Annotated in this window: 22 protein-coding genes, 1 tRNA gene, 1 pseudogene and 1 riboswitch; of the genes and pseudogenes, 13 read left to right on the plus strand and 11 right to left on the minus strand. The window is 69.2% G+C overall.

The window, feature by feature from the left end; all coding sequences use genetic code 11:
- Window position 1: 1 nt before the first annotated feature.
- The gene (locus tag U1T56_RS16190) at window positions 2–145 is read right to left on the minus strand and encodes a hypothetical protein (RefSeq protein WP_418160529.1); all 144 of its coding nucleotides are present in this window, start codon (window positions 143–145) and stop codon (window positions 2–4) included.
- Window positions 146–554: 409 nt separating this feature from the next.
- Between U1T56_RS16190 and U1T56_RS16195 the strand changes: the two genes are divergently transcribed.
- Complete coding sequence (locus U1T56_RS16195; protein ID WP_418160530.1) at window positions 555–965, plus strand: hypothetical protein; 411 nt, start codon at window positions 555–557, stop codon at window positions 963–965.
- Here the strand turns inward: U1T56_RS16195 and U1T56_RS16200 are convergent.
- Window positions 956–1,441: a peroxiredoxin gene (locus U1T56_RS16200; RefSeq protein ID WP_418160531.1), complete on the minus strand. Its 486-nt coding sequence runs from the start codon at window positions 1,439–1,441 to the stop codon at window positions 956–958. The genes U1T56_RS16195 and U1T56_RS16200 overlap by 10 nt on opposite strands.
- A gap of 193 nt (window positions 1,442–1,634) precedes the next feature.
- Here U1T56_RS16200 and U1T56_RS16205 point away from each other — a divergent pair, with 193 nt between their 5' ends.
- Window positions 1,635–2,207, plus strand: coding sequence for a YqgE/AlgH family protein (locus U1T56_RS16205; RefSeq protein WP_418160532.1), 573 nt, complete (start codon window positions 1,635–1,637; stop codon window positions 2,205–2,207).
- A 21-nt stretch (window positions 2,208–2,228) separates the two neighbouring features.
- On the opposite strand, the gene rpoH is transcribed toward U1T56_RS16205, so the two are convergent.
- Window positions 2,229–3,134 (minus strand): RNA polymerase sigma factor RpoH, encoded by a 906-nt coding sequence (gene rpoH, locus U1T56_RS16210; protein WP_418160533.1) that lies wholly within the window; start codon window positions 3,132–3,134, stop codon window positions 2,229–2,231.
- 113 nt (window positions 3,135–3,247) lie between these two features.
- Window positions 3,248–4,225, minus strand: coding sequence for an RluA family pseudouridine synthase (locus U1T56_RS16215; RefSeq protein WP_418160534.1), 978 nt, complete (start codon window positions 4,223–4,225; stop codon window positions 3,248–3,250).
- 19 nt (window positions 4,226–4,244) lie between these two features.
- Between U1T56_RS16215 and U1T56_RS16220 the strand changes: the two genes are divergently transcribed.
- The 11 genes from U1T56_RS16220 to U1T56_RS16270 all read left to right on the plus strand — a co-directional run bounded on the left by U1T56_RS16220 (window position 4,245) and on the right by U1T56_RS16270 (window position 13,498).
- Window positions 4,245–4,568, plus strand: a complete 324-nt coding sequence (locus tag U1T56_RS16220) for a DUF6476 family protein (protein ID WP_418160535.1) — start codon at window positions 4,245–4,247, stop codon at window positions 4,566–4,568.
- The gene (locus U1T56_RS16225; RefSeq protein ID WP_418160536.1) at window positions 4,565–5,884 is read left to right on the plus strand and encodes a class I SAM-dependent RNA methyltransferase; all 1,320 of its coding nucleotides are present in this window, start codon (window positions 4,565–4,567) and stop codon (window positions 5,882–5,884) included. The genes U1T56_RS16220 and U1T56_RS16225 overlap by 4 nt, the downstream gene beginning before the upstream one ends.
- A gap of 44 nt (window positions 5,885–5,928) precedes the next feature.
- Window positions 5,929–6,004: transfer RNA gene (locus tag U1T56_RS16230), tRNA-Glu, on the plus strand.
- Between the two features lie 424 nt (window positions 6,005–6,428).
- Window positions 6,429–6,490: riboswitch (Fluoride riboswitch) on the plus strand.
- Window positions 6,491–6,607: 117 nt separating this feature from the next.
- The gene (locus U1T56_RS16235) at window positions 6,608–7,786 is read left to right on the plus strand and encodes a cation:proton antiporter (protein ID WP_418160537.1); all 1,179 of its coding nucleotides are present in this window, start codon (window positions 6,608–6,610) and stop codon (window positions 7,784–7,786) included.
- Window positions 7,787–7,821: 35 nt separating this feature from the next.
- Window positions 7,822–9,357 carry a MutS-related protein gene (locus U1T56_RS16240; RefSeq protein WP_418160594.1) on the plus strand — a complete coding sequence of 512 codons (1,536 nt, stop codon included), beginning with the start codon at window positions 7,822–7,824 and terminating at the stop codon, window positions 9,355–9,357.
- A complete protein-coding gene (locus tag U1T56_RS16245) occupies window positions 9,354–10,904 on the plus strand; it encodes a MutS-related protein (RefSeq protein ID WP_418160538.1) in 1,551 nt (516 codons plus the stop codon). Before U1T56_RS16240 ends, U1T56_RS16245 begins: the two co-directional genes overlap by 4 nt.
- A 36-nt stretch (window positions 10,905–10,940) precedes the next feature.
- Window positions 10,941–11,375, plus strand: coding sequence for a universal stress protein (locus U1T56_RS16250; RefSeq protein ID WP_418160539.1), 435 nt, complete (start codon window positions 10,941–10,943; stop codon window positions 11,373–11,375).
- A gap of 71 nt (window positions 11,376–11,446) precedes the next feature.
- Window positions 11,447–11,854, plus strand: a complete 408-nt coding sequence (gene crcB, locus U1T56_RS16255; protein WP_418160595.1) for a fluoride efflux transporter CrcB — start codon at window positions 11,447–11,449, stop codon at window positions 11,852–11,854.
- Between the two features lie 3 nt (window positions 11,855–11,857).
- Window positions 11,858–12,208, plus strand: coding sequence for a DUF190 domain-containing protein (locus U1T56_RS16260; RefSeq protein WP_418160540.1), 351 nt, complete (start codon window positions 11,858–11,860; stop codon window positions 12,206–12,208).
- Complete coding sequence (locus U1T56_RS16265) at window positions 12,205–12,642, plus strand: EamA family transporter (RefSeq protein ID WP_418160541.1); 438 nt, start codon at window positions 12,205–12,207, stop codon at window positions 12,640–12,642. Before U1T56_RS16260 ends, U1T56_RS16265 begins: the two co-directional genes overlap by 4 nt.
- Before the next feature lie 61 nt (window positions 12,643–12,703).
- Window positions 12,704–13,498 carry a creatininase gene (locus tag U1T56_RS16270; RefSeq protein ID WP_418160596.1) on the plus strand — a complete coding sequence of 265 codons (795 nt, stop codon included), beginning with the start codon at window positions 12,704–12,706 and terminating at the stop codon, window positions 13,496–13,498.
- Here U1T56_RS16270 and U1T56_RS16275 read toward each other — a convergent pair.
- The 7 genes and pseudogenes from U1T56_RS16275 to U1T56_RS16305 all read right to left on the minus strand — a co-directional run.
- Window positions 13,402–13,842 (minus strand): annotated as a pseudogene (locus U1T56_RS16275) (aminopeptidase P family N-terminal domain-containing protein); the annotation flags it as partial. The gene U1T56_RS16270 and the pseudogene U1T56_RS16275 overlap by 97 nt on opposite strands.
- 105 nt (window positions 13,843–13,947) lie before the next feature.
- Window positions 13,948–15,615, minus strand: a complete 1,668-nt coding sequence (gene soxB, locus U1T56_RS16280; RefSeq protein WP_418160542.1) for a thiosulfohydrolase SoxB — start codon at window positions 15,613–15,615, stop codon at window positions 13,948–13,950.
- A complete protein-coding gene (gene soxZ, locus U1T56_RS16285) occupies window positions 15,615–15,950 on the minus strand; it encodes a thiosulfate oxidation carrier complex protein SoxZ (RefSeq protein ID WP_418160543.1) in 336 nt (111 codons plus the stop codon). The genes soxB and soxZ overlap by 1 nt, the downstream gene beginning before the upstream one ends.
- A 12-nt stretch (window positions 15,951–15,962) precedes the next feature.
- Window positions 15,963–16,412, minus strand: a complete 450-nt coding sequence (gene soxY, locus U1T56_RS16290; protein WP_418160544.1) for a thiosulfate oxidation carrier protein SoxY — start codon at window positions 16,410–16,412, stop codon at window positions 15,963–15,965.
- Window positions 16,413–16,424: 12 nt separating this feature from the next.
- Window positions 16,425–17,699 (minus strand): sulfur oxidation c-type cytochrome SoxA, encoded by a 1,275-nt coding sequence (gene soxA / locus U1T56_RS16295; RefSeq protein ID WP_418160545.1) that lies wholly within the window; start codon window positions 17,697–17,699, stop codon window positions 16,425–16,427.
- Window positions 17,700–17,836: 137 nt separating this feature from the next.
- Window positions 17,837–19,543, minus strand: a complete 1,707-nt coding sequence (locus U1T56_RS16300; protein WP_418160597.1) for an ABC transporter substrate-binding protein — start codon at window positions 19,541–19,543, stop codon at window positions 17,837–17,839.
- 166 nt (window positions 19,544–19,709) lie between these two features.
- Window positions 19,710–20,009 carry a DUF2160 domain-containing protein gene (locus U1T56_RS16305; RefSeq protein ID WP_418160546.1) on the minus strand — a complete coding sequence of 100 codons (300 nt, stop codon included), beginning with the start codon at window positions 20,007–20,009 and terminating at the stop codon, window positions 19,710–19,712.
- Window positions 20,010–20,015 lie beyond the last annotated feature (6 nt).

Consider the following 20,015-nt stretch of genomic DNA (forward strand, 5'->3'; position numbering starts at 1 on the left):
GCTAGGCCGAGGCGACCTGCGCCACCGCCGCCTGCAGCACCTCGAGCGGCCGGGCGCCCTGGACCAGCACGCTCCGCTCGATCGGCCCGCCCTCCCGCCCGATCACCAGCGCCGGCACGCCGCGCAGGCCAAGCCGCCGCGCCATGGCCCGATCGGCCAGGACCTCCGCAAGGCAGCCGGCCTCGCGCGAGCGCTTGGTGCAGCTCCTCGCCGTCGAGTCCGACGCTGCGGGCGATCCCGACCAGCACCTCGCCATCGGCGAGATCCGGCCCGTCCACGAAGAAGGCGCGAAACAGCGCCGCGTGCAGCGCATCGAACGCACCCTTCGCCCGCGCGAACGCCGCCGCCTCCAGGGCTGCGCGGCTGCACCGGCGGCCGCCACGAGGTCATGCCCCGCTCCGCCGCCATCGGGTAGCCCGACTGACCCCAGACCCGGTGCAGGTAGGGCGCATCGGGATCGGGCGTCGGCTCGGGCTCGGGGCCGGAGCTCGAACGCGCGCCGGCGCACCGCGCTCCGCCCTCGGCTCGGCGCGAGGCAGTCCACCGCCTGGCTGGTGAAGCACAAGCTGATGCAGGCGATGGCCCGGCGCGAGGCCGAGAAGCCCGAGCCGCAAGGCGGGATCGCACTCGACGACGCCTGCCTGGACGGCGAGCACCCGGGCGGCGAGTGTGGCCGAGAAGCCGCGGGCGAGCCCCCCTTCGTGGCCGCGATCGAGACGACGCCCGAGCGCAAGCTGCGGCGGATCGAGCTCGTCGCCCGAGCTGCCACGCGTATCGCGCCGCATCCCTGCCGGGACATCGCTGCGGATGCGCGAGACGGATGTTCAGGAATGGAAATGGCACGAACGAAACCGAACCCGCGCTCGCCCGAACGAACCCAGGACGGGGAAAGGCAGCTCTCTCGAGAGCTTGCGATGCCGTGCCCCCCCGCGGCCGGCGCGAGGGGCGTTCCCGCTCAGCAATAGGCCAGCATCTTGTCGGCGCCCGAGACCTCCATCACACCGGGGCTCTCCTCGACGTTCAGGGCCTTCACCACCCCGTCCTCGACCAGCATGGCGTAACGTTTGCTGCGGGTGCCGAGGCCGAAGCCCGAGCCGTCGAAGTCGAGGCCGATCGCCTTCGTGAAGGTGCCGTTGCCGTCGGCCAGCATCAGGATCTTGTCGCCGACCCCGGACTGCTTCGCCCAGGCGTCGAGCACGAAGGCGTCGTTGACCGAGACGCAGGCCACCGTGTCGATGCCCTTGGCCTTGAGCACGTCCAGGTGCTCGAGGTAGCTCGGCAGGTGCTTGGCATGGCAGGTCGGCGTGAAGGCGCCGGGCACGGCGAACAGGATCACCCGCTTGCCGGCGGTGAGCTCCTTGGTGGTGACGTCCTTGAGGCCCTCCGGCGTTTTGACCTTGAACGTGGCATCGGGCAGCTTGTCGCCCACGGCAATCGGCATGGCGTGCGATCCTTCCCTTTATCCCGTCCTCGGGCGGCCACCGGCGTGGTGCCCGGCCTCTAGATGACACCGCGCCGGGGCCCCGGCAACCGGTCTTGCCGGAGACGACGTCTCTGGCCCGATTCCATGGTCGGTCGCGCGAAGCTCCTCCTTGGCCCTTGTTGCCAGGACGCGCCGGGCATATCTCTAGGACATGTCTCAGGCAGCTTCCCATCGGCACCTGACCGGCATGCTGCTGGTCGCAATGCCCGGTATGGCCGACCCGCGTTTCGAGCGCAGCGTCGTTTACTTGTGTGCGCATTCGCCCGAAGGCGCGATGGGGCTCGTCGTCAACCAGGTCGCGAGCAACGTCAGCTTTCCGGCCGTGATCGGCCAGCTCGGCATCGAGGCCTCGGAGGACTGCGCCGACACGCCCGTCCATGTCGGCGGCCCGGTCGAGACCAGCCGCGGCTTCGTCCTGCACTCGGCCGACTACGTACAAGAGAGCACGCTCGTGATCGACGAGCACTTCGCGCTCACCGCCACGATCGACGTGCTGCGCGCCATCGCCGAGGGCACCGGTCCCCGCCGGCACGTCCTCGCCCTCGGCTATGCCGGCTGGGGTGCCGGGCAGCTCGACGCCGAGATCCAGAACAATGGCTGGCTGGTGGCCCCCGCCGCGCCCGACATCGTCTTCGGCGGCGACAACGACACCAAGTGGCTGCGGGCGATGCGCGCGATCGGCGTCGATCCGAGCCTGCTCTCGACCACGGCCGGCCACGCTTGAGCACGGGCCCGGCCGCGCGGCTCAGTGCGGCGGCAGTGCTGTGGCCTGCGCCGCCTGCGCCTGCTTCGCTTCCAGCGCCATCATCGCCTTCTGCAGCTTCTCGAAGGCGCGCACCTCGATCTGGCGCACGCGCTCGCGGCTGATGCCGTACTGGACCGAGAGGTCCTCGAGGGTCGTGGGCTCCTCCTTGAGCCGGCGCTCGGTCAGGATGTGCTTCTCCCGGTCGTTGAGCACGGCCATGGCCTGGGCGAGGAGCTCGCGACGATGGAGGAGCTCGTCCTCCTCGGCGAGCGCGGTCTCCTGAGAGGCGCTCTCGTCGACCAGCCAGTCCTGCCACTCCGTGTCGCTCTCGGAGCGCAAGAGCGCGTTCAGCGAATGATCCGGCCCCTCGAGGCGCCGGTTCATCTCGATCACGTCCTGCTCGGTCACCTCGAGCGTGTTCGCGATCTCCTTCACGGCCTCCGGGCTGAGGTCGCCTTCCTCGATCGCCTGCATCTGGCTCTTCAGCCGCCGCAGGTTGAAGAACAGCTTCTTCTGCGCTGCCGTCGTACCGAGCTTGACGAGCGACCAGGAATGCAGAATATATTCCTGGATAGCGGCGCGGATCCACCACATGGCATAGGTGGCGAGGCGGAAGCCGCGATCGGGGTCGAAGCGCTTGACGGCCTGCATCAGGCCGACATTACCTTCGGAGATGATCTCGTTCATGGGCAGGCCGTAGCCGCGATAGCCCATGGCGATCTTGGCGACGAGGCGCAGATGGCTCGTCACCAGCTTGTGCGCGGCCTCGACGTCCTCCTGCTCGCGCCACCGCTTCGCCAACATGTATTCCTCGCCGGCATCCAGCATCGGGAAGCGCCGGATCTCGTCGAGATAGCGCGCGAGGCCGGTGCCTTCGGTAGGTACGATCGGGAGACTGGCCATCATCGAATCCTGATGCCGAACGGTCGCTTCATGCCCGCACGCCGCGCCCGGGCCGCGCAGGTCGGTCCGGTCCTGCCGACGTGCCGGCGCACGTCAGCGGACGGGCTCAGCTTAAGCTACCCCCGCAGGAGTTCAAGGACCCGTGGGAAGATCGGCGGTGGCGGTGCATCGAAGGCCATGACCTCGCCGGTGATGGGATGGACGAAACCGAGATGACGCGCATGGAGCAGTATCCGGTCGAGGGAACCGATGGCCCCGGCCGCGACGGCGGGCGCTTGCGCGTCCCGACCGCGCCCGTACAGGCGGTCGCCGACGATCGGGTGGCCGAGGCTGCTGGTATGCACCCTGATCTGGTGCGTGCGCCCGGTCTCGAGCCTCAACGCCAGATGTGCGGCACGGGTTCCCGCGGCCTCAAGTACACGCCAGTGTGTCACGGCGCGCTTGCCGCCGTGACGGACGACCGCCATGCGCTTGCGGTCGACGGGATGGCGGCCGATCGGACGGTCGACGGTGCCCGCCTGGGTGCGGGGCAGCCCCCAGACGACGGCCTCGTAGACCCGCTCGATCGCATGCACGCTGAACTGGCCGGCGAGGCCGATATGGGCGCGGTCGTGCTTGGCGACGACCATCACCCCGCTGACCTCCCGGTCGAGGCGGTGCACGATGCCGGGCCGCGAGACCCCGCCGATGCCGGACAGGCTGCCTTGGCAGTGCGCCAGGAGTGCGTTGACGAGGGTGCCCTCGTCGTGGCCGGGGGCGGGATGGACGACCACGCCCGCGGGCTTGACCAGCACGATCAGGTGCTCGTCCTCGAACAGGACCTCGAGCGGCAGCGCCTGTGCCGCCGGGGTCGCCGGCTTGGGGGCGGGCACGTCCAGCACGAAGCTCTCGCCCGGTTTGACCCGGTAGCCCGGCTCCGCTATCAACCGGCCGCCCTGGCGCAGGCGGCCCTCGCGCACCAGATGCTGCAGGCGCGAGCGCGAGAGCTGCGGCAGCCGGGCGGCCAGGAAGAGATCGAGCCGCTGGCCGTCGTGCTCGCGGCCCGCTTCGAGTTCGATCGGCCCGGTCAGGACGGGCGTCTGCGGCCCGCTCACGGGCCCTTCGGTGGCGGAAATGTCGGATTCCCTGCTCAAAGCGCTCAAGATCGTGGTCGTCGTCGGAGCCGTCGTGATCGTCGGTGGGACAGCTACCCTCATATGGCTCCTCGTCAAGCGCGGCACCAGCATGGCGGTGGCGACCGTCCAGGCACCGTCACCGCCGTCCGTGCCGGGCACGGTCGAGCTGCCGCCAGGTGCGGAGATCACCCAGATCGCCGCCGCCGGCCCCGAGCTTCTGCTTCTGGGCCGGGCGCCGGGCGAGGGCCAATTCCTCCTGGTCGTCGATGCGAAGTCGGGCACGAGGCGGCGTATCCTGCGTCTGGTCGAGACCCGGCCGTGAGCGCGCGGCACCGGCCGGCGCCGTCGGGCGGCCCCGAGCGCGAGATCGTGATCGCGGGTCTCGGTGCCGCCGGCGACGGCATCGCCGATACGCCGGAGGGCCGGATCTACCTGCCGCGTGCCGTTCCGGGCGAACGCTGGCGCGTGCGCCTCGTGGAGCGCCTGGCGGAAGGCTGGCGCGCCGAGCCGGTCCGCTGCCTGGAGCCGTGCGAGCGCGCGGAGCCCGTCTGCCCGCATTTCGGCCGTTGCGGCGGCTGTCGTTTGCAGCACCTGCCGCCCGCCCTCTACGTCGCCCACAAGCAGCGGCGCATCGTCGAGGCGCTCGCACGGCGCGGTCTTCCGGGCGAGGTGGTGGACAAGCCCCGGCTCACGCCTTCGGGCAGCCGCCGCCGCCTGCGCCTCGGCCTCGCCCGCGAGCGCGGGAGGCTGATCCTGGGCTTCAGGGCGCGCGGCTCGCACCGGCTCGAGCCCGTCTCCGCCTGCCCGATCGCCTGTCCCGAGCTGGCGGCAGCGCTGCCGGCCTTGGCGGTGCGGCTGGAGGAGGCGCTGGCCACACCCCTGCCCGAGGAGGTGAGTCTCACCTTCACCGAGGCCGGCATCGACCTCCTCGTCCACGCCGCGCGCGGCCCCCTTCCGGCCGAGCGGGAGCGCCTGCCGCAGCTCGCCGCCGCGCTCGATCTCGCCCGGGTCGCCTGGACCGCGGGCGAGAGCGGGGCGGAGCCGCTCGTGGTGCGCCGGCAGCCTTGGGTACGCTTCGGCGAAGTGCGGGTAACGCTGCCGCCCGGCGCCTTTCTCCAGGCGACCGCGTTCGGCGAGGCGGCGCTCCAGGCAGCGGTGGTCGAATGGAGCGAGGGTGCGCGCCGCGCCGTCGATCTGTTCGCCGGTGTCGGCACGCTCACCCTGGCGCTCGCACCCCGGCTGAAGAACATCAGGGCGGTCGAGGGCGATGCGGCGGCGGCCGAAGCGCTGCGTCGGGCGGCGGGTGCGGCCCGGCTCGGCGGGGTAACGGTCGAGACGCGCGATCTCGTCCGCCGGCCGCTGGGTCCGGCGGAGCTCGAGGGATGCGATCTCGCCGTGCTCGATCCGCCGCGCGCCGGTGCGCTCGAGCAGGCGAGGGCGCTGGCGGCATCGGGCGTGCCCAAGGTGGTCTACGTCTCGTGCCATCCCGAGAGCTTCGCGCGAGATGCCCGCATTCTGGCCGATGCCGGCTTCGTGCTCCGCGAGGTGCGGCCGGTCGACCAGTTCCTGTTCGCGGCCGAGATCGAGCTCGCAGCGCTCCTGGTGCGACCGGGTGGCGCGGCGCAGAAAAGGGCTTGATCACCGGCCTTCGCATCGCTATCTAGCCGCCACGCCAAGCCGCTGTCCCCTTCGTCTAGCGGTCCAGGACGTCGCCCTCTCACGGCGAAAACAGGGGTTCGAGTCCCCTAGGGGACGCCATTGCGCCTCGCGCGTGGTCCAGCCTGTCAACACACAGGAATGTCATGGTTTCCTGCTGCCCCAGTGTAGCATCGGGACGTGACGAGGCCTGTGTCACACCGCATGAAGTGCAGCGAGCCACGTCCGCGGCCGGACGCGCCGTGCGTCCGCATCAAGGTGCCGAAGCGCCTGCGCTCCATCGTAGGCACCATCAAATGGACGAAGATCCTCGGCACCAAGTGCCGGCGTACGGCCTAGGCGAGGGGTCCCGCTCACCATCGCCCGGCCCGCGGGCGCGGGCTTCTGGGCGTGGGCCTTGGCGAGCTGCTCGATCCAGGCCTGGACGGCGGGGCGGGGACGGTGCACCCCGCGCGAGCCGCTCATGGCCAAAAAGCTGGCCGAGGCTATCGCTGCTCTTGACGTGACGCCGGCGCGCCGCCAAGTTCGTCATGTTGGGGATGGGGTTCCCCATAACCGCCCATGAGGGCTGATGACCCCTACCGCTCGTGATCGGCGGTGGGAGTCCATGCGCAACCCGCCGCGAGGCGGGTTTTTGATTCCCGTCTCCGCGCTTGCGCTTGGTCCGCTCCCGCCTGGTCGGCAAGGGAATCGGAGGACCGCGCGATGGGCAATGTCTGGCTGGTCTCCGCACTCTGGCTGGGATTGGCGCTCATAGCCTCGATCGTCTCGATCCGGGTCGCGATCTCGGTGGCGCTGATCGAGATCATGGTCGGCGCCGTCGCCGGCAACACGATTGGCCTCACCCTGACCGAATGGGTCAATTTTCTCGCCGGGTTCGGCGCGATCCTGCTCACCTTCCTGGCCGGCACCGAGATCGACCCGCAGGTCGTCCGCCGGCATTTCCGCTCCAGCATGAGCATCGGCGCGGTGGGCTTTCTCGCCCCCTATCTCGGCGTCCTGCTCTACGCCCGCTATCTCCTGGGCTGGCCGTGGCCGCAGGCGCAGATCGCCGGCATCTCGCTCTCCACCACCTCGGTCGCCGTGGTTTACGCGGTCATGGTCGAGACCGGGTTCAACAAGACCGAGATCGGCAAGATCATCCTCGCCGCCTGCTTCGTGAACGACCTCGGCACGGTGCTGGCGCTCGGCATCGTCTTCGCCCACTACGACCTCTGGCTGGCCCTGTTCGGCGCCCTGACCGCGGTGGCGCTCGCGTTGCTGCCGCGCTTCGCGCCGTGGTTCTTCAAGGCGGTCGGCCACCGCGTCAGCGAGCCCGAGACCAAGTTCGTGGCGCTGGTGCTGCTGGGCCTGGGCGGGATGGCGACGCTCGCCGGCAGCGAGGCCGTGCTGCCGGCCTATCTCGTCGGCATGGCGCTGGCGCCGTCCTTCCTCGCCGACCCCGAGCTGCCGCACCGGATGCGGATCATCGCCTTCACCATCCTCACCCCGTTCTACTTCCTCAAGGCCGGCTCGCTGGTCGACTTCACGGCGGTCGCCGCCGCGGCCGGGCTGATCGTCGTCCTCCTGGTCGTGAAGCTGGCCACCAAGTTCGTTGGCATTCTGCCGCTGACCCGGGCGTTCCGCTTCGAGCCCCGCGAGGGCATGTACACCACCCTCCTGATGTCCACGGGCCTCACCTTCGGCACGATCTCGGCCCTCTTCGGCCTGACCAACGGCATCCTCGACCGGGCCCAGTACACGATCCTGGTCACGGCCGTGATCGGCAGCGCGGTGGTGCCGACGCTCATCGCCCAGCGCTGGTTCCAGCCGGCCTTCCAGCCGATCCGGGCCGAGATTCCACCCGGGGCGAAGGCTGCCCTCGATCGCCCCGCTTCCTCCTGATCACCAGCCCGACCATGGCCGAGGAGCCCGTCACGATGACCTTCCACGGCATGCTGTACGAGCGACCAAGCGACGCATCGGCGGGCCAGGAGACCGGTGCGCCCGACTGTTTCGTCGACCTCAACCTCGACCAGATCGTCGCCGCGGCCACCGCGGGCTACCGAGAATACGATCTGGAGCCGATCTTCCATACGCCGCTGACCGACGCCGGCACGGTGCGGTACCGCCAGGAGATCATGCAGGACCTCGAACAGGAGGACCTGCTCGCGCCCATCAAGCGCTTTGCCGCCGGCATGCGCGCCATGCGCGAGCATCTGGCCCGGGCCGGCAAACTCTACTACAAGTATCAGAAGGAGGGGTGGCTCCTGGACGCCGCCGCGATTTACTGCGATGCCGTCGAGACCCTGGCCCAGGATCTGCTGGACGCCGACCTGCGATCGCGCGGCTTCCTGGCCTTCCGCCGCTACCTCGTCGAGTACACGCGCTCCGACCGGTTCACTACCCTCGCGGCAGAGACACGGCAGCTCAAGGCCGAGCTTGCGGCGGTCCGCTACTGCCTGCTGATCAAGGGCAGCAGCATCCGGGCTCGCCGGTACGATGGCGAGCCCGACTACAGCGCCGAGATCGAGGGCATCTTCGACCGGTTCAAGCAGGGAACGGTCAAGAGCCATCTGGTCGAGCTCCCGACCTCGGACGACATGAACCACGTCGAGGCGGCCGTGCTGGAGCTGGTCGCCAAGCTGTACCCGGAGCTGTTCCAGCGGCTCGACGTCTTTTGCTCCGAGCACGTCGATAACGTCGACCCGGTCGTCCGCAGCTTCGACCGGGAGATTCACTTCTATGTCGCCTACTTGGCGTATATCGCGCCGCTGCGGCAGGCGGGTCTGCCCTTCTGCTATCCGACCGTCTCCGCCACCGACAAGGAGGTCCGAAGCCGAGACGGCTTCGATCTCGCTCTGGCGAAGAAGCTCACCGCCGAAAGCGGCAGGATCGTTTGCAACGACTTCCACCTGAACGGCCGGGAGCGGATCCTCGTCGTCTCCGGCCCGAATCAGGGCGGCAAGACGACCTTCGCGCGGAGCTTCGGCCAGCTCCATTACCTGGCCCGCCTCGGCTGTCCGGTCCCGGGGCGCGAGGCGCGATTGTTTCTCTGCGACCGGCTGTTCACCCACTTCGAGCGCGAGGAGAGCATCGCGACCCTGCGCGGCAAGCTCGAGGACGATCTCGTCCGGATCCATCGCATCCTGCGCGAGGCGACGCCGCGCAGCATCGTCATCCTGAACGAGATCTTCAACTCCACGATGCTGCACGATGCGATCTTCCTGAGCCGGGCGATCATGGCGGAGCTGGTCCGGCTCGATCTCCTGGGGGTCTGGGTGACCTTCATCGAGGAGCTGGCCTCGGCGAGCGGGAAGGCGGTGAGCCTCGTCAGCACGATCGTCCCCGGCGATCCCGCCTCGCGCACCTACCGGATCATCCGCAAGCCGGCCGACGGCGTCTCCTACGCGATGGTGCTCGCCGAGAAGCACCGCCTCACCTACGACCGGATCGGGGAGCGCCTGGCGTCATGAAGGTCTTCCTGATGCACGAGGATCGGGACTTCGACCTCAAGGCCGCACCGCCGTGGAACGAGGCCGACCTGACCCAGGATCTGGAGCTCGGCACGCTCCTGGATGCGATGGCGCAGGGCGATCCGTTCCTACGCGAGGTCGCCAAGAAAGCGGTGCTGTCCGGCCTCACCGATCCCACGGCCATCCTCTACCGGCAGGCTGTGTTGCGCGACTGCCTGAGCAACCGTGGGCCCATCAGAGCAATCTATCGTCTGGCGGTCGAGGCGATCGCGGCCGAGCGCAAGCAGCATCTCGGGGTCTTCAGCGCTCATCCCGACGCGATCCTGCAGCGATCGGTCACCGTGGTGCGGATCTTTGTCAAGACGCTCAAGGCAATACGGGACATCGCCGACGAGCACGCCCCTTCGTTCGGGTCCGAAGGCTTCCGGCGGCTCGTCGCCACCCTCGATGCCGACATGGACGATCGGTACTTCGCGACCGTGCAGGAGTGCCTGCGCGTGCTGCGGTTCCGCCGCGGCGTACTGGTCAGCGCCCGGCTCGGCAAGGGCAATCTCGGCATCGACTATGTGCTGCGCAAGCCGCACGAGCCGAAGGAGAGCTGGCTGGCGCGGCTCTTCGCCGACGGCCCGCCCACCTACACCTTCCACCTTCATCCGCGCGACGAGGCCGGGGCTCGGGCGCTCTCCGAGCTGAGGCAGCGCGGGATCAACCTCGTTGCCAACGCGCTGGCGCAATCGGCCGACCACATCCTGAGCTTCCTCGAGGCGCTGCGGTCCGAGCTGGCCTTCTACATCGGTTGCATCAACCTGGACGAGCAGCTCGCGCTGCTGCGCCAGCCGACCTGCTTTCCCATCCCGCTGCCCGCGGACGAGCGCCGCCACACCTGCCAGAAGCTCTACGACGTCTGCCTGGCGCTGCGCACGCAGCGGCCCGTCGTCGGCAACGAGCTGCACGCCGACGGGAAAGGCCTCGTCGTCATCACCGGTGCCAACCAGGGCGGGAAATCGACCTTCCTGCGCAGCATCGGCCTCGCCCAGGTGATGATGCAGTGCGGCATGTTCGTGGCGGCGGAAGCCTTCAGCGCCAATGTCGCCTCGTGCGTCGTGACGCACTACAAGCGCGAGGAAGACCGCAGCATGCGCAGCGGCAAGCTCGACGAGGAGCTTGCCCGCATGAGCGCGATCGTGGACCGGCTCAGCCCGAACGCGCTGCTCCTGCTCAACGAGTCCTTCGCCGCCACCAACGAGCGCGAGGGCTCGGAGATCGCGCGGCAGATCGTCCTGGCCCTGGCCGAGCACGGCATCAAGATAATCTTCGTCACCCACCTCTACGCGTTCGCCCACGCCCTTCACGAGGCCGGCCTCGCCGGCGCCATGTTTCTCCGCGCCGAGAGGCGGGCCGATGGCGGCCGCAGCTTCAAGATCTGGGAAGGTGAGCCGCAACGGACGAGCCACGGCGAGGATCTGTACCGGCGCATCTTCGACGTACGAGCTGTTGAGCCGCCGGAGATCGGATCGCGCGAGCGGAGCCTCGAGCCGGCGGCATGACGCCGCCGGGGGCTCAAGCAGAAGGTCCCGACCCCCATGCAGCAAGGTGCACCTTATCGAAAGATCCTGATCGCCAACGACGGCTCGGACGGCGCACGCAAGGCGCTGCTGGCGGCGATCGAGCTCGCCAAGCTGTGCGGGGCGGAGCTGCACATGGTCTCGGTCGAGGAGCTGCCGAGCTTTGCCAGCTCGGTCGACGAGATCGTCGAGGAGAAGAAGGAGCAGAACCGTCGCTTCGCTCGGGTCATCCGGGACGCATGCCGCACTGCCTCGGCGGCAGGGGTCCAGCTCTCACCATGGCTGCTTGCCGGTCATACCGTGCCCATCATCGCCGGCCTGATCGAGCGCGAGAGCTTCGATCTCCTGGTGATCGGCTTCATGGGCCACAGCGCCCTCTACAGCCGCCTGATCGGCAGCACGACCGACCGTCTCGTGGATCTGGCGCCATGTCCGGTCCTGGTGGCCAAGTGATCGAGCCGCGTACCAGGACGGCACGGGACGCCGCCCGCGCCCGTCTCCGGGCGCGTGTTGCCCGCCGCTGGATGGCGACCGTGACGACCTATTTCTGGATCGCGTGCGGCAGTGCCCTCGGGGGCATGAGCCGCTTCTGGTGCTCGGGCTTCGTGGCCAAGCGCTTCGGCGGCACCTTCCCGTGGGGTACGATGCTGGTCAACGTCGTCGGCTCGTTCATCATCGGCTTCTTCGCCACGCTCACCGGACCCGACGGCAGGCTGCTCGTGAGCCCCAATGCCCGCCAGTTCGTCATGGTCGGCATCTGCGGCGGCTACACCACCTTCTCCTCGTTCAGCCTGCAGACCTTGAGCCTGCTGCGCGACGAGGAATGGCTGCTCGCCGGGCTCAACATCGTGCTCTCGGTCGTGCTCTGCATGCTTTCGGTCTGGCTCGGCCACGTGGCCGCGAGCAACCTCAACGAGCTTCAAGGAGCGTGAGCCATGATGATCCCGCGTAGCGCCATGCTCTTGCGCATCTTCATCGGCGAGAGCGACCGCCATGGTCACCGACCGCTCTACGAGGCGATCGTGATGAAGGCGCGGGAAGCGCACCTCGCCGGTGCGACCGTGCTGCGCGGGCCGATGGGCTTCGGCCATTCGAGCCGGCTGCACACGGCGAAGATCCTGCGCCTGTCCGCCGATCTGCCGCTGGTGATCGAGATCGTCGACAGCGAGGACAAGATCGCCGGGTTCCTGCCGGCGCTGGAGCCCATGATCGGCAGCGGGTTGGTCACCACCGAGAAGGTGCAGGTGATCCAGTACGGTCCCGATACGGTGAGTCCCGTTCCTTGAGAGCCGCCCTTTCTTCCTGGCAGTTCTGGGCGCTGCTGTCGGCCGCCTTCGCGGCGCTCACCGCCATCTTCGCCAAGGTCGGGGTGGAGAACGTCAACGCGGACCTCGCGACCTTCATCCGCACCATCGTGATCCTGCTCGCGCTCGGCGCCATTCTGGTCGCCACCGGCCAGTGGCAGCCGCTCGGCTCGATCTCGTGGCGCAGCTATCTCTTTCTCTTGCTCTCCGGTGTCGCGACGGGTGGGTCGTGGGTCTGCTATTTCCGGGCGCTCAAGCTCGGCGATGCGGCGCGGGTCGCCCCGGTCGACAAGCTGAGCGTCGTGCTGGTCGCCCTGTTCGGGGTCGCTTTTCTCGGCGAGCGGCTTTCTGCCCCGAACTGGCTCGGTGTGGTCCTCGTCGCTACCGGGGCGGTGCTCCTGGCCTGGAAAGGATGACCGCCGGAAACGGATAGGAGGACATGTCGCGCAGGTGGACGGCGCCGGGCTGATCGGCGAGATCTGCGGCGCCGTGCTCGCGCCCGAGCGCTGGCCCGCGACGCTGGAGCATCTCGGCGGGCTCGTCGCACCCCCCTTCACCTACGGCTACAAGTCGCACCAGAAGTCGGGCGGCGGCAACCATCTGCCCGGCACGACGAGCCTCGACGGGGCGACGCTGGTGGCGGCCTTGCGCGACGTGATGAAGGAGTTCGTCCGCCACGGCGCGCGCCGGCTCGTGCTGGTCAACGGTCATTATGAGAATTCCTGGTTCATCGTCGAGGCGATCGACCTGGCGCTGCGCGAGCTGCGCTGGGACGGTATCCGCGACGTCAAGGTGGTCGTGCTCTCCTATTGGGACTTCGTGGGCGAGGCGACGATGGTACGGCTCTACCCGGAAGGCTTTCCGGGCTGGGCGGTCGAGCACGGCGGTGTGCTCGAGACCTCGCTCATGCTGGCGCTGCACCCGCAGCTCGTGGTGCTGGAGCGCGCCATCGATCAGGCGCCGGCGAGCTTCCCGCCCTACGAAGTCTATCCCGTGCACCCCGAATGGACCCCGCCCTCGGGCACGCCCGCCTTCGCCGCCTCGACGCAGGCCCAGCCGCCGACGTCGCAGATCCGGGCCCCCTCGCGGATCAGCTTGTGCTCTTCGGCCGACTTGATCGTCCGCATCCACATGGTCGCCTGGCCGACATCGACCAGCTCGACCCCTGGCAGCGCCTCCTCGAGCTGGCGCCGGAGGTCGATGCTGACATGGTCGAACTCGATGCCGAGCCGCCGCACACCCTTGGTGAGCTGCTGGACGGCGCGGAAATAATTGTCCTTGCGCCAGTCGGTGTAGGTGACGTTGTCGCCGTAGGTGCGCCGCCAGGGCTGGCCGCCGTCGATCGCGGCCGAGATCGTCGTGGCCTTCTGGTGATCGATGACGAGGCCGTACTTGCGGCCGAAATAGCAGTAGAGGAAGCCGGAATAGTAGCAGATGTTGTGGTAGGAGGTGAACAGGCAGGCGTCGATGCCCTTGTCGGCCATGTAGCCGCGGATCTTGTCCTGACGCCGCTGCATCTCCGCATCGGAGAACGGCGAGAACGACTTCTCGCCATTGTGCCACTGCGTGACATGAATCATGTCGTCCAACATGCGATACCTCCGGCTCTCGTCCATGCTCGGGATGGTTGTCTGGTCGAGCCGATCCTAGAGCGGAGCCGGGAATAAGCAGAATTTGTTCTTATGATGGCGGCATAACCGGCGCCGATCCGCGGACCCGGATCAGGCACCCGCGAGGCGCGCCACGCCGCTGGGCGCGACGGCGAAACTCCCACGCGCCCGGATCCATGCCGCCACTGGCTCCCAGACCGGCGGGCCGTCCGCCTCCTCGCCCACGGCGGCCCAGCCGGCCACGGCGTAGCGCCCGCTCGCCTCGAGCGGCCGGCCGGTGCGCAGGATGGTCGGGCTGCCGATGCGCCGGCCCATGGGCGCCTTCGGGTCGAGCGTGAAGGCGAGGCCGCCCACCCGCACCATGTCGCCGCCCTGCTGGTAGTAGGGATCGGGGTTGAACAGGTTGTCGGCCACGTCCTCGAGGAGGGCCATGATCGCCTCCCCGGTCAGCGTGCGGCGCCAGGTGGCGGGATAGGTGATCGCCGTCTGCGCCCAGACGTCCCCCATCGTCACGTCCTCGCCCGGCAGGAGCGACGGCCCCCAGCGAAAGCCCGGCGAGAAAGCGATCTCGGCGTCCAGCCGCTCGAGGAGGGCGGCGCAGATCAGGTCGTCCCAGGTGCCGTTGACGGTGCCGCGGCGGTAGAGCAGCGCTTCGCTGCGGCCGAGCACGCGCCCCTCCTCGGCGGCGAACGGTGCCCGCAGCTCGCGGATCAGGGCCGTCATGGCCGGATCGGGCGCGATCGCCTCGGCGAGCACCGGGATCAGCCGGTAGGACCAGTCGCGGATCTCGCCCGCCCGAACGTCGAGGTCGAGGCGGGAGAGGAACTTGCCGTGGCTGCCGCTCGCCACGAGAAGCGTCCGGCCGACCCGGAGCGGCTGCGGCAGCGCGTCGTGGGTGTGGGCGGTCAGGATCACGTCGAGGCCCGGCACGCGGCCGGCGAGCTTGCGGTCGACGTCGAAGCCGTCGTGCGAGAGGAGGGCGACGAGCGCCGCACCTTCGGCGCGCAGGTGCTCGGCCGCCGCGGCGATCCGCTCCTCGCGGATGCCGAACGACCAGCTCGGGACCAGCCGGCGCGGGTGCGCCACCGGGACGTAGGGAAAGGCCTGGCCGATCACGCCGATCTTGATGCCGCCGCGCTCGAAGGTGGCCGTGCCGGCGAGGGCCGGCTCCTCCCATTCGGCGTCGACGACGTTGCCGGCGAGGAAGGGGCAGCCCAGCTCCGCCGGCAGCTCGGCGATCCTGGCCTCACCGTAGGTGAACTCCCAATGCCCGGTCGTGGCCTCGATGCCGAGCGCCCGCAGCGCCCGTGCCATGTCCCCGCCTCGGGTCTGCAAGGCGCTCCACGAGCCTTGCAGGGAATCACCGCCGTCGAGCAGCAGGGTGCGGCCGGGGCGCTCGGCCCGGATCGCCCCGATCAGGGTCGCGAGCCGGTCGAGCCCGCCCATGCGGCCGTAGCGCCGTGCCAGCTCCGGAAAGTCGAGGCAGGTGAGGGCGTAAGCCTCGGGCGAGCCTCTGGCGAGGCCGTAAGCCTCGAGGAAGGCCTCGGCCGTGAGATGCGGCGGCTGCCCGGCGGCGGCACCGGCACCGGGATTGAGGGCGGGCTCGCGATACCAGAGCGGCTCGAGCCGGGCGTGGAGATCGGCGACGTGCAGCAGGGTCACGTTGCCGACCGGGCGCATGGCGAGGAGATCGTCCTGGCCGAGGCGGCCTCGCGCCGGCGCCGGCGCGGCGCCCGCGAGTGCTGCGGCCGCCGTCAGGAGATCGCGCCGCGTGAGCATCAGGCCGGGACGACCTCGACCTGCTGACGTGCCGTCCAGGTCTCGCCGCCGTCGTCGATCCAGGTGAAGACGAGCTCGGTCGGGCGATCGAGCCGGCACCAGAACGCGAGGTAGGGATTGGCCGCGATCGCGGGGTGGAGGTCGACCGCGAAGACCTCCCTGTCGCCGGCCGTGCAGGTGAAGCGGTTGATGATCCGCCGCGGGATCGGGTTGCCTTGCGCGTCCTTGCGCTGGCCCGATTCCATCGGGTGCGAGATCAGGGTCTTGATCGCGAACGGCTCGCCCGCCTTTACGGATTCCGGCAGCTTCAGCCGCGGCTTGCCCGTATCGGCCATGATCGTCCTCCCTCAGCCGCCGCAGCCGCCGATCGTGACCTTCACCTCGGTCCGGGCGACGTGAATGGTGCCGTCGCTGGTCCGCGCCGCCGCGATCACGGTCTGGGTGCGCGCGAGCCGTATCCGCGTCGCGACCTCGGCCCGGCCGCTCATGGGCGTGAGGTGGAACACGGCGACGGCCGGCTCCGGGTTGGCCTCGGCCAGGATCCAGATCGTGTCGACGTGATCGGCCTCGGTCATCGGGCTCTCGACCGCGACCGTGAGCGGCACGGTGTTCCCGTTCTCGGCGATCTCGGGCATCTCGAGCCTGATCCTGCCTTCCTGGGGCGTCCTGCCGTTCAGGATCCCGCTCAGGAGTTTCCCCGCGGCTTCGGGCGTGGCGCTAGCCGGCCGCACGCTCAGGGCGAGCCCGCCCGCCGCGATCAGCACGTGCCGCCGCTGCAGCTTCCGGTTCTGGCGCATCGCGTGTCTCCTTCAGTGCCGGATGCCCGGTGCCGCGAGCTCCATACCGTTGCTCAAGGAGGTGAGATAGAGCTCGAGCTCGCCATACGCCGCGGCATCCGGCGGCAGATCGTCGGCGCGGATCTGGACGTTGCACCACTGCAGCCGTTTGCGGATGTCCCAGGTCTGGTTGCGGCTCGTCCGCCAGGTCGGGAAGTGTGCGACCTGGCCCGGCGTCTCGCCGAGATACTGGCCGCGGATCCACCGGCCGGCCCCCTTGCCGAGCCCGTGGCAGTCCGTGCAGGCGAAGTTGGCCTGGCCGATCTTCGTCTCCATGAGCCTCCTGCCGCGCTCGGCCGCTTCCTTGGCACCAGGGCTCGTCGTGTCGACGGCGATCCGCTCGCCGTCGGCGAGCGAGGTGAGATAGACCGTCATCGCGAGGTTCTCGGTGCTCTCCATCGGCCATTCGGCGCCGGTGGTGGGCCGCGCGTGGCGCGTCACGAACTCGGCAACGCCCAGGACCTTGCCGAGCCGCGGCTCCCAGCGCGGCATGTGCGCGGCCCAGCTCCTGAACGCCGTCTTCGGGTCGGCATGGCAGGCAGCGCAGCTCCGGCCCGAGGGACCCGGCTCCTCGAACAGGCCGGCACCCGTAGCGACGTCCTCCTGCGCCGGGTTCACGAACGGGTCGGTCCAGTCCCGATCCTCGACCGGGACGGGACGTCGCGCCGGGTCGTCGAGCGGGTTCGCGAACGATGCGGGCCGGTCCAGCGTCTTCAGGAAGGCGACGATGTCCCCGATCTCGGCCGCATCGTAATAGCCGTGAGCGCCCCAGGGCGGCATCACCGTCTCGGGATTGTAGACCCGGGCGTCCCAGACATAGTTGAACAGATACTCGTCGCTGCGGTCGGCCTTGCCGATCTCCGAGAGGTCGGGGCCGACATTGCCCGGCAGCTCCGGCGTGTCCGGGCCCATGACGTGGCAGGCGACGCATGCTCCGCCGCGCGAGCGGTCGAAGGCGAGCTTGCGGCCCTTCACGGGATCGCCCGCGATCGGGGCCACGACCGGACGCAACGCGCCCGGAGCCGGGGGCGACGGCGAGCGGGTCGTGTCGGCCAGCGTGCTGAAGCCCGGCCAGCGCGTCGTAGGCCAGCCGGGATAGCGCTGCCAGGGTGTCGCCGCGGCCGGCCCTTCGAGGTCGAGCGGAACCTCCGCCGCCCCGGCCGCCACCGCACCGGCGAGCACGGCCAGCGCACCGGCCAGCAAGGCCCAGGGGCGATGCCACGACGTACCGGCCAGACGCTCGCTCATGCGCTTCTCTTCCACGTTGCCGGGGGCAGCCTAGCGCAACGCGCTCGCGCCGGAAGACCTTCCTTGGTCCGGGGCCGGCAAAGAGAAACGGGAGCCCGAAGGCTCCCGTCCGCCGGACAGCGCTGCGGCCTGGGGCCTCAGCCCTTCACGCCTTCGGGCATGACCTTGCCGTCGCGCCAGGCGCCGATCAGGAGATCGTAGTCCACCGTCACCCCTTGCGGCTTCTCGTTCGCGAGCTTCGGCTTCGGCTCCATCTGCCCGCCGTTCGACCGCTTGAACCAGGCCTCGGCACTCTCCTCCTTGTTGAGCTTGGGGGCGCACTCGCCGCCGATCTTGGCGCGCTCGAGCCGGGCCAGGACCTGGTCCTGCTGCTTGGCGAGATTGTCCATCGCTTCTTGCGCCGTCTTCTCGCCGGTCACGGCTTCCGCCACGTTCGCCCACCAGAGCTGCGCCAGCTTCGGGTAGTCCGGGACGTTGACGCCGGTGGGCGTCCAGGCGACGCGGGCGGGGCTACGGTAGAACTCGACGAGACCGCCGAGCTTCGGCGCCCGCTCGGTGAAGCTCGCGTGGCGGATGTCGGAATCGCGGATCGGCGTCAGGCCGACGTGCGTCTTCTTCAGGGACGTGGTCTTGGCGACGCAGAACTGGGCGTAGAGCCAGGCGGGCTTCCTGCGGTCGACCGGCGTGGACTTCATGAGCGTCCACGAGCCGCAGTCCTGGTAGCCGAGCTTCTCGCCCTCCTGCCAGTAGGGCCCATGCGGCGAGGGCGCCATGCGCCACTTGGGCGTGCCGTCGGGATTCACGACCGGCAGGCCCGGCTTGGCGAGCGCGGCGGTGAAGGCCGTGTACCAGAAGATCTGCTGCGCGATGTTGCCCTGGCCCGGCACCGGCCCGGCTTCCGAGAAGGTCATGCCGGCGGCCTCGGGCGGGGCGTAGGCCTTGAGCCAGTCGATGTACTTCTGGAGCGCATAGACCGCGCCCGGCCCGTTGGTGCCGCCGCCACGGGTGATCGAGGAGCCGACCGGACGGCAGCCCTCCATACGGATGCCCCATTCGTCGACCGGAAGCCCGTTCGGGATGCCCTTGTCGCTCATGCCGGCCATGGAGAGCCAGGCGTCGGTGAAGCGCCAGCCGAGCGAGGGGTCCTTCTTGCCGTAGTCCATGTGGCCGAAGACGCGGACGCCGTTGATCGTCTTCACGTGGTTGGTGAAGAAGTCGGCGATGTCCTCGTAGGCCGACCAGTTGACCGGCACGCCGAGGTCATACCCTTTGACCTTCTTGAACGCCTCTTTGAGCTGCGGATCGGTGAACCAGTCGTAGCGGAACCAGTAGAGGTTCGCGAACTGCTGGTCGGGAAGCTGGTAGAGCTTGCCGTCGGGGCCGGTCGTGAACGACTTGCCCATGAAGTCCTCGACGTCGAGGGTGGGCAGCGTCACGTCCTTGCCTTCGCCCGCCATCCAGTCCGAGAGCGGCACGGCCTTCTGATAGCGGAAGTGGGTGCCGATGAGGTCCGAGTCGTTGATGTAGGCGTCGTAGATGTTCTGATCGGACTGCATCTGGGTCTGCAGCTTCTCGATCACGTCGCCTTCCTGGATCAGATCGTGGGTGAGATCGATCCCGGTGATCTCGGAGAAGGCCTTGGCGAGGGTCTGGCTCTCGTAGACGTGGGTGTCGATCGTCTCCGAGACGATCTTGATCTTCATGCCCTTGAAGGGCTTGGCCGCGTTCTGGAACCAGGTCAGCTCCTCGATCTGCTGGTCTCGCGTGAGTGTCGAGGGCTGGAACTCGTCGATCCACTTGTTGATCGTGGCGTCGGCCGCGTTGGCGCGGATGATGCCGGGCATGGCGAACGCCGCGCCGGCCGCGGCCGAGGACATGAGGAACCGCCGTCGCCCGAAATGCCATCTGGTGTCCACTGCTCGAACCTCCCTGTTCCATGCCTTCCCGATCACGTTCCGGCGGAGGGAAGGCGGGGCTCCGCCGGCGGCAACGAGGTGGTGCTGGCCGGGCTCAGCCGAAGCGCATCACCACCAGGAACCACACGAGCGCCATGATCGAGCCGCCCCAGAGCGGCATGTCCTCGGGTGTCGCGGCGATCCAGGCGAGATGGATCCAGGCTGCGCCCAGAAGGCCGATGAACAGGCGGTCGCCGCGCGTGGTCGGCATCGGCAGGAAGCCTTTGCGCTCGACCGTGGGCGAGACGAGCTGCCAGACCGTCATCGCCACCAGCATGAGCGCTATCGCGGCGAAGAAGGTGGCGGTCGGCACCGTCCAGTACATGGATCGGACGAGCTGCTCCAGGCGCTCCATGGCCGC

This window comes from Benzoatithermus flavus, assembly GCF_037908215.1.
Taxonomy (GTDB): Bacteria; Pseudomonadota; Alphaproteobacteria; order Geminicoccales; family Geminicoccaceae; genus Benzoatithermus; species Benzoatithermus flavus.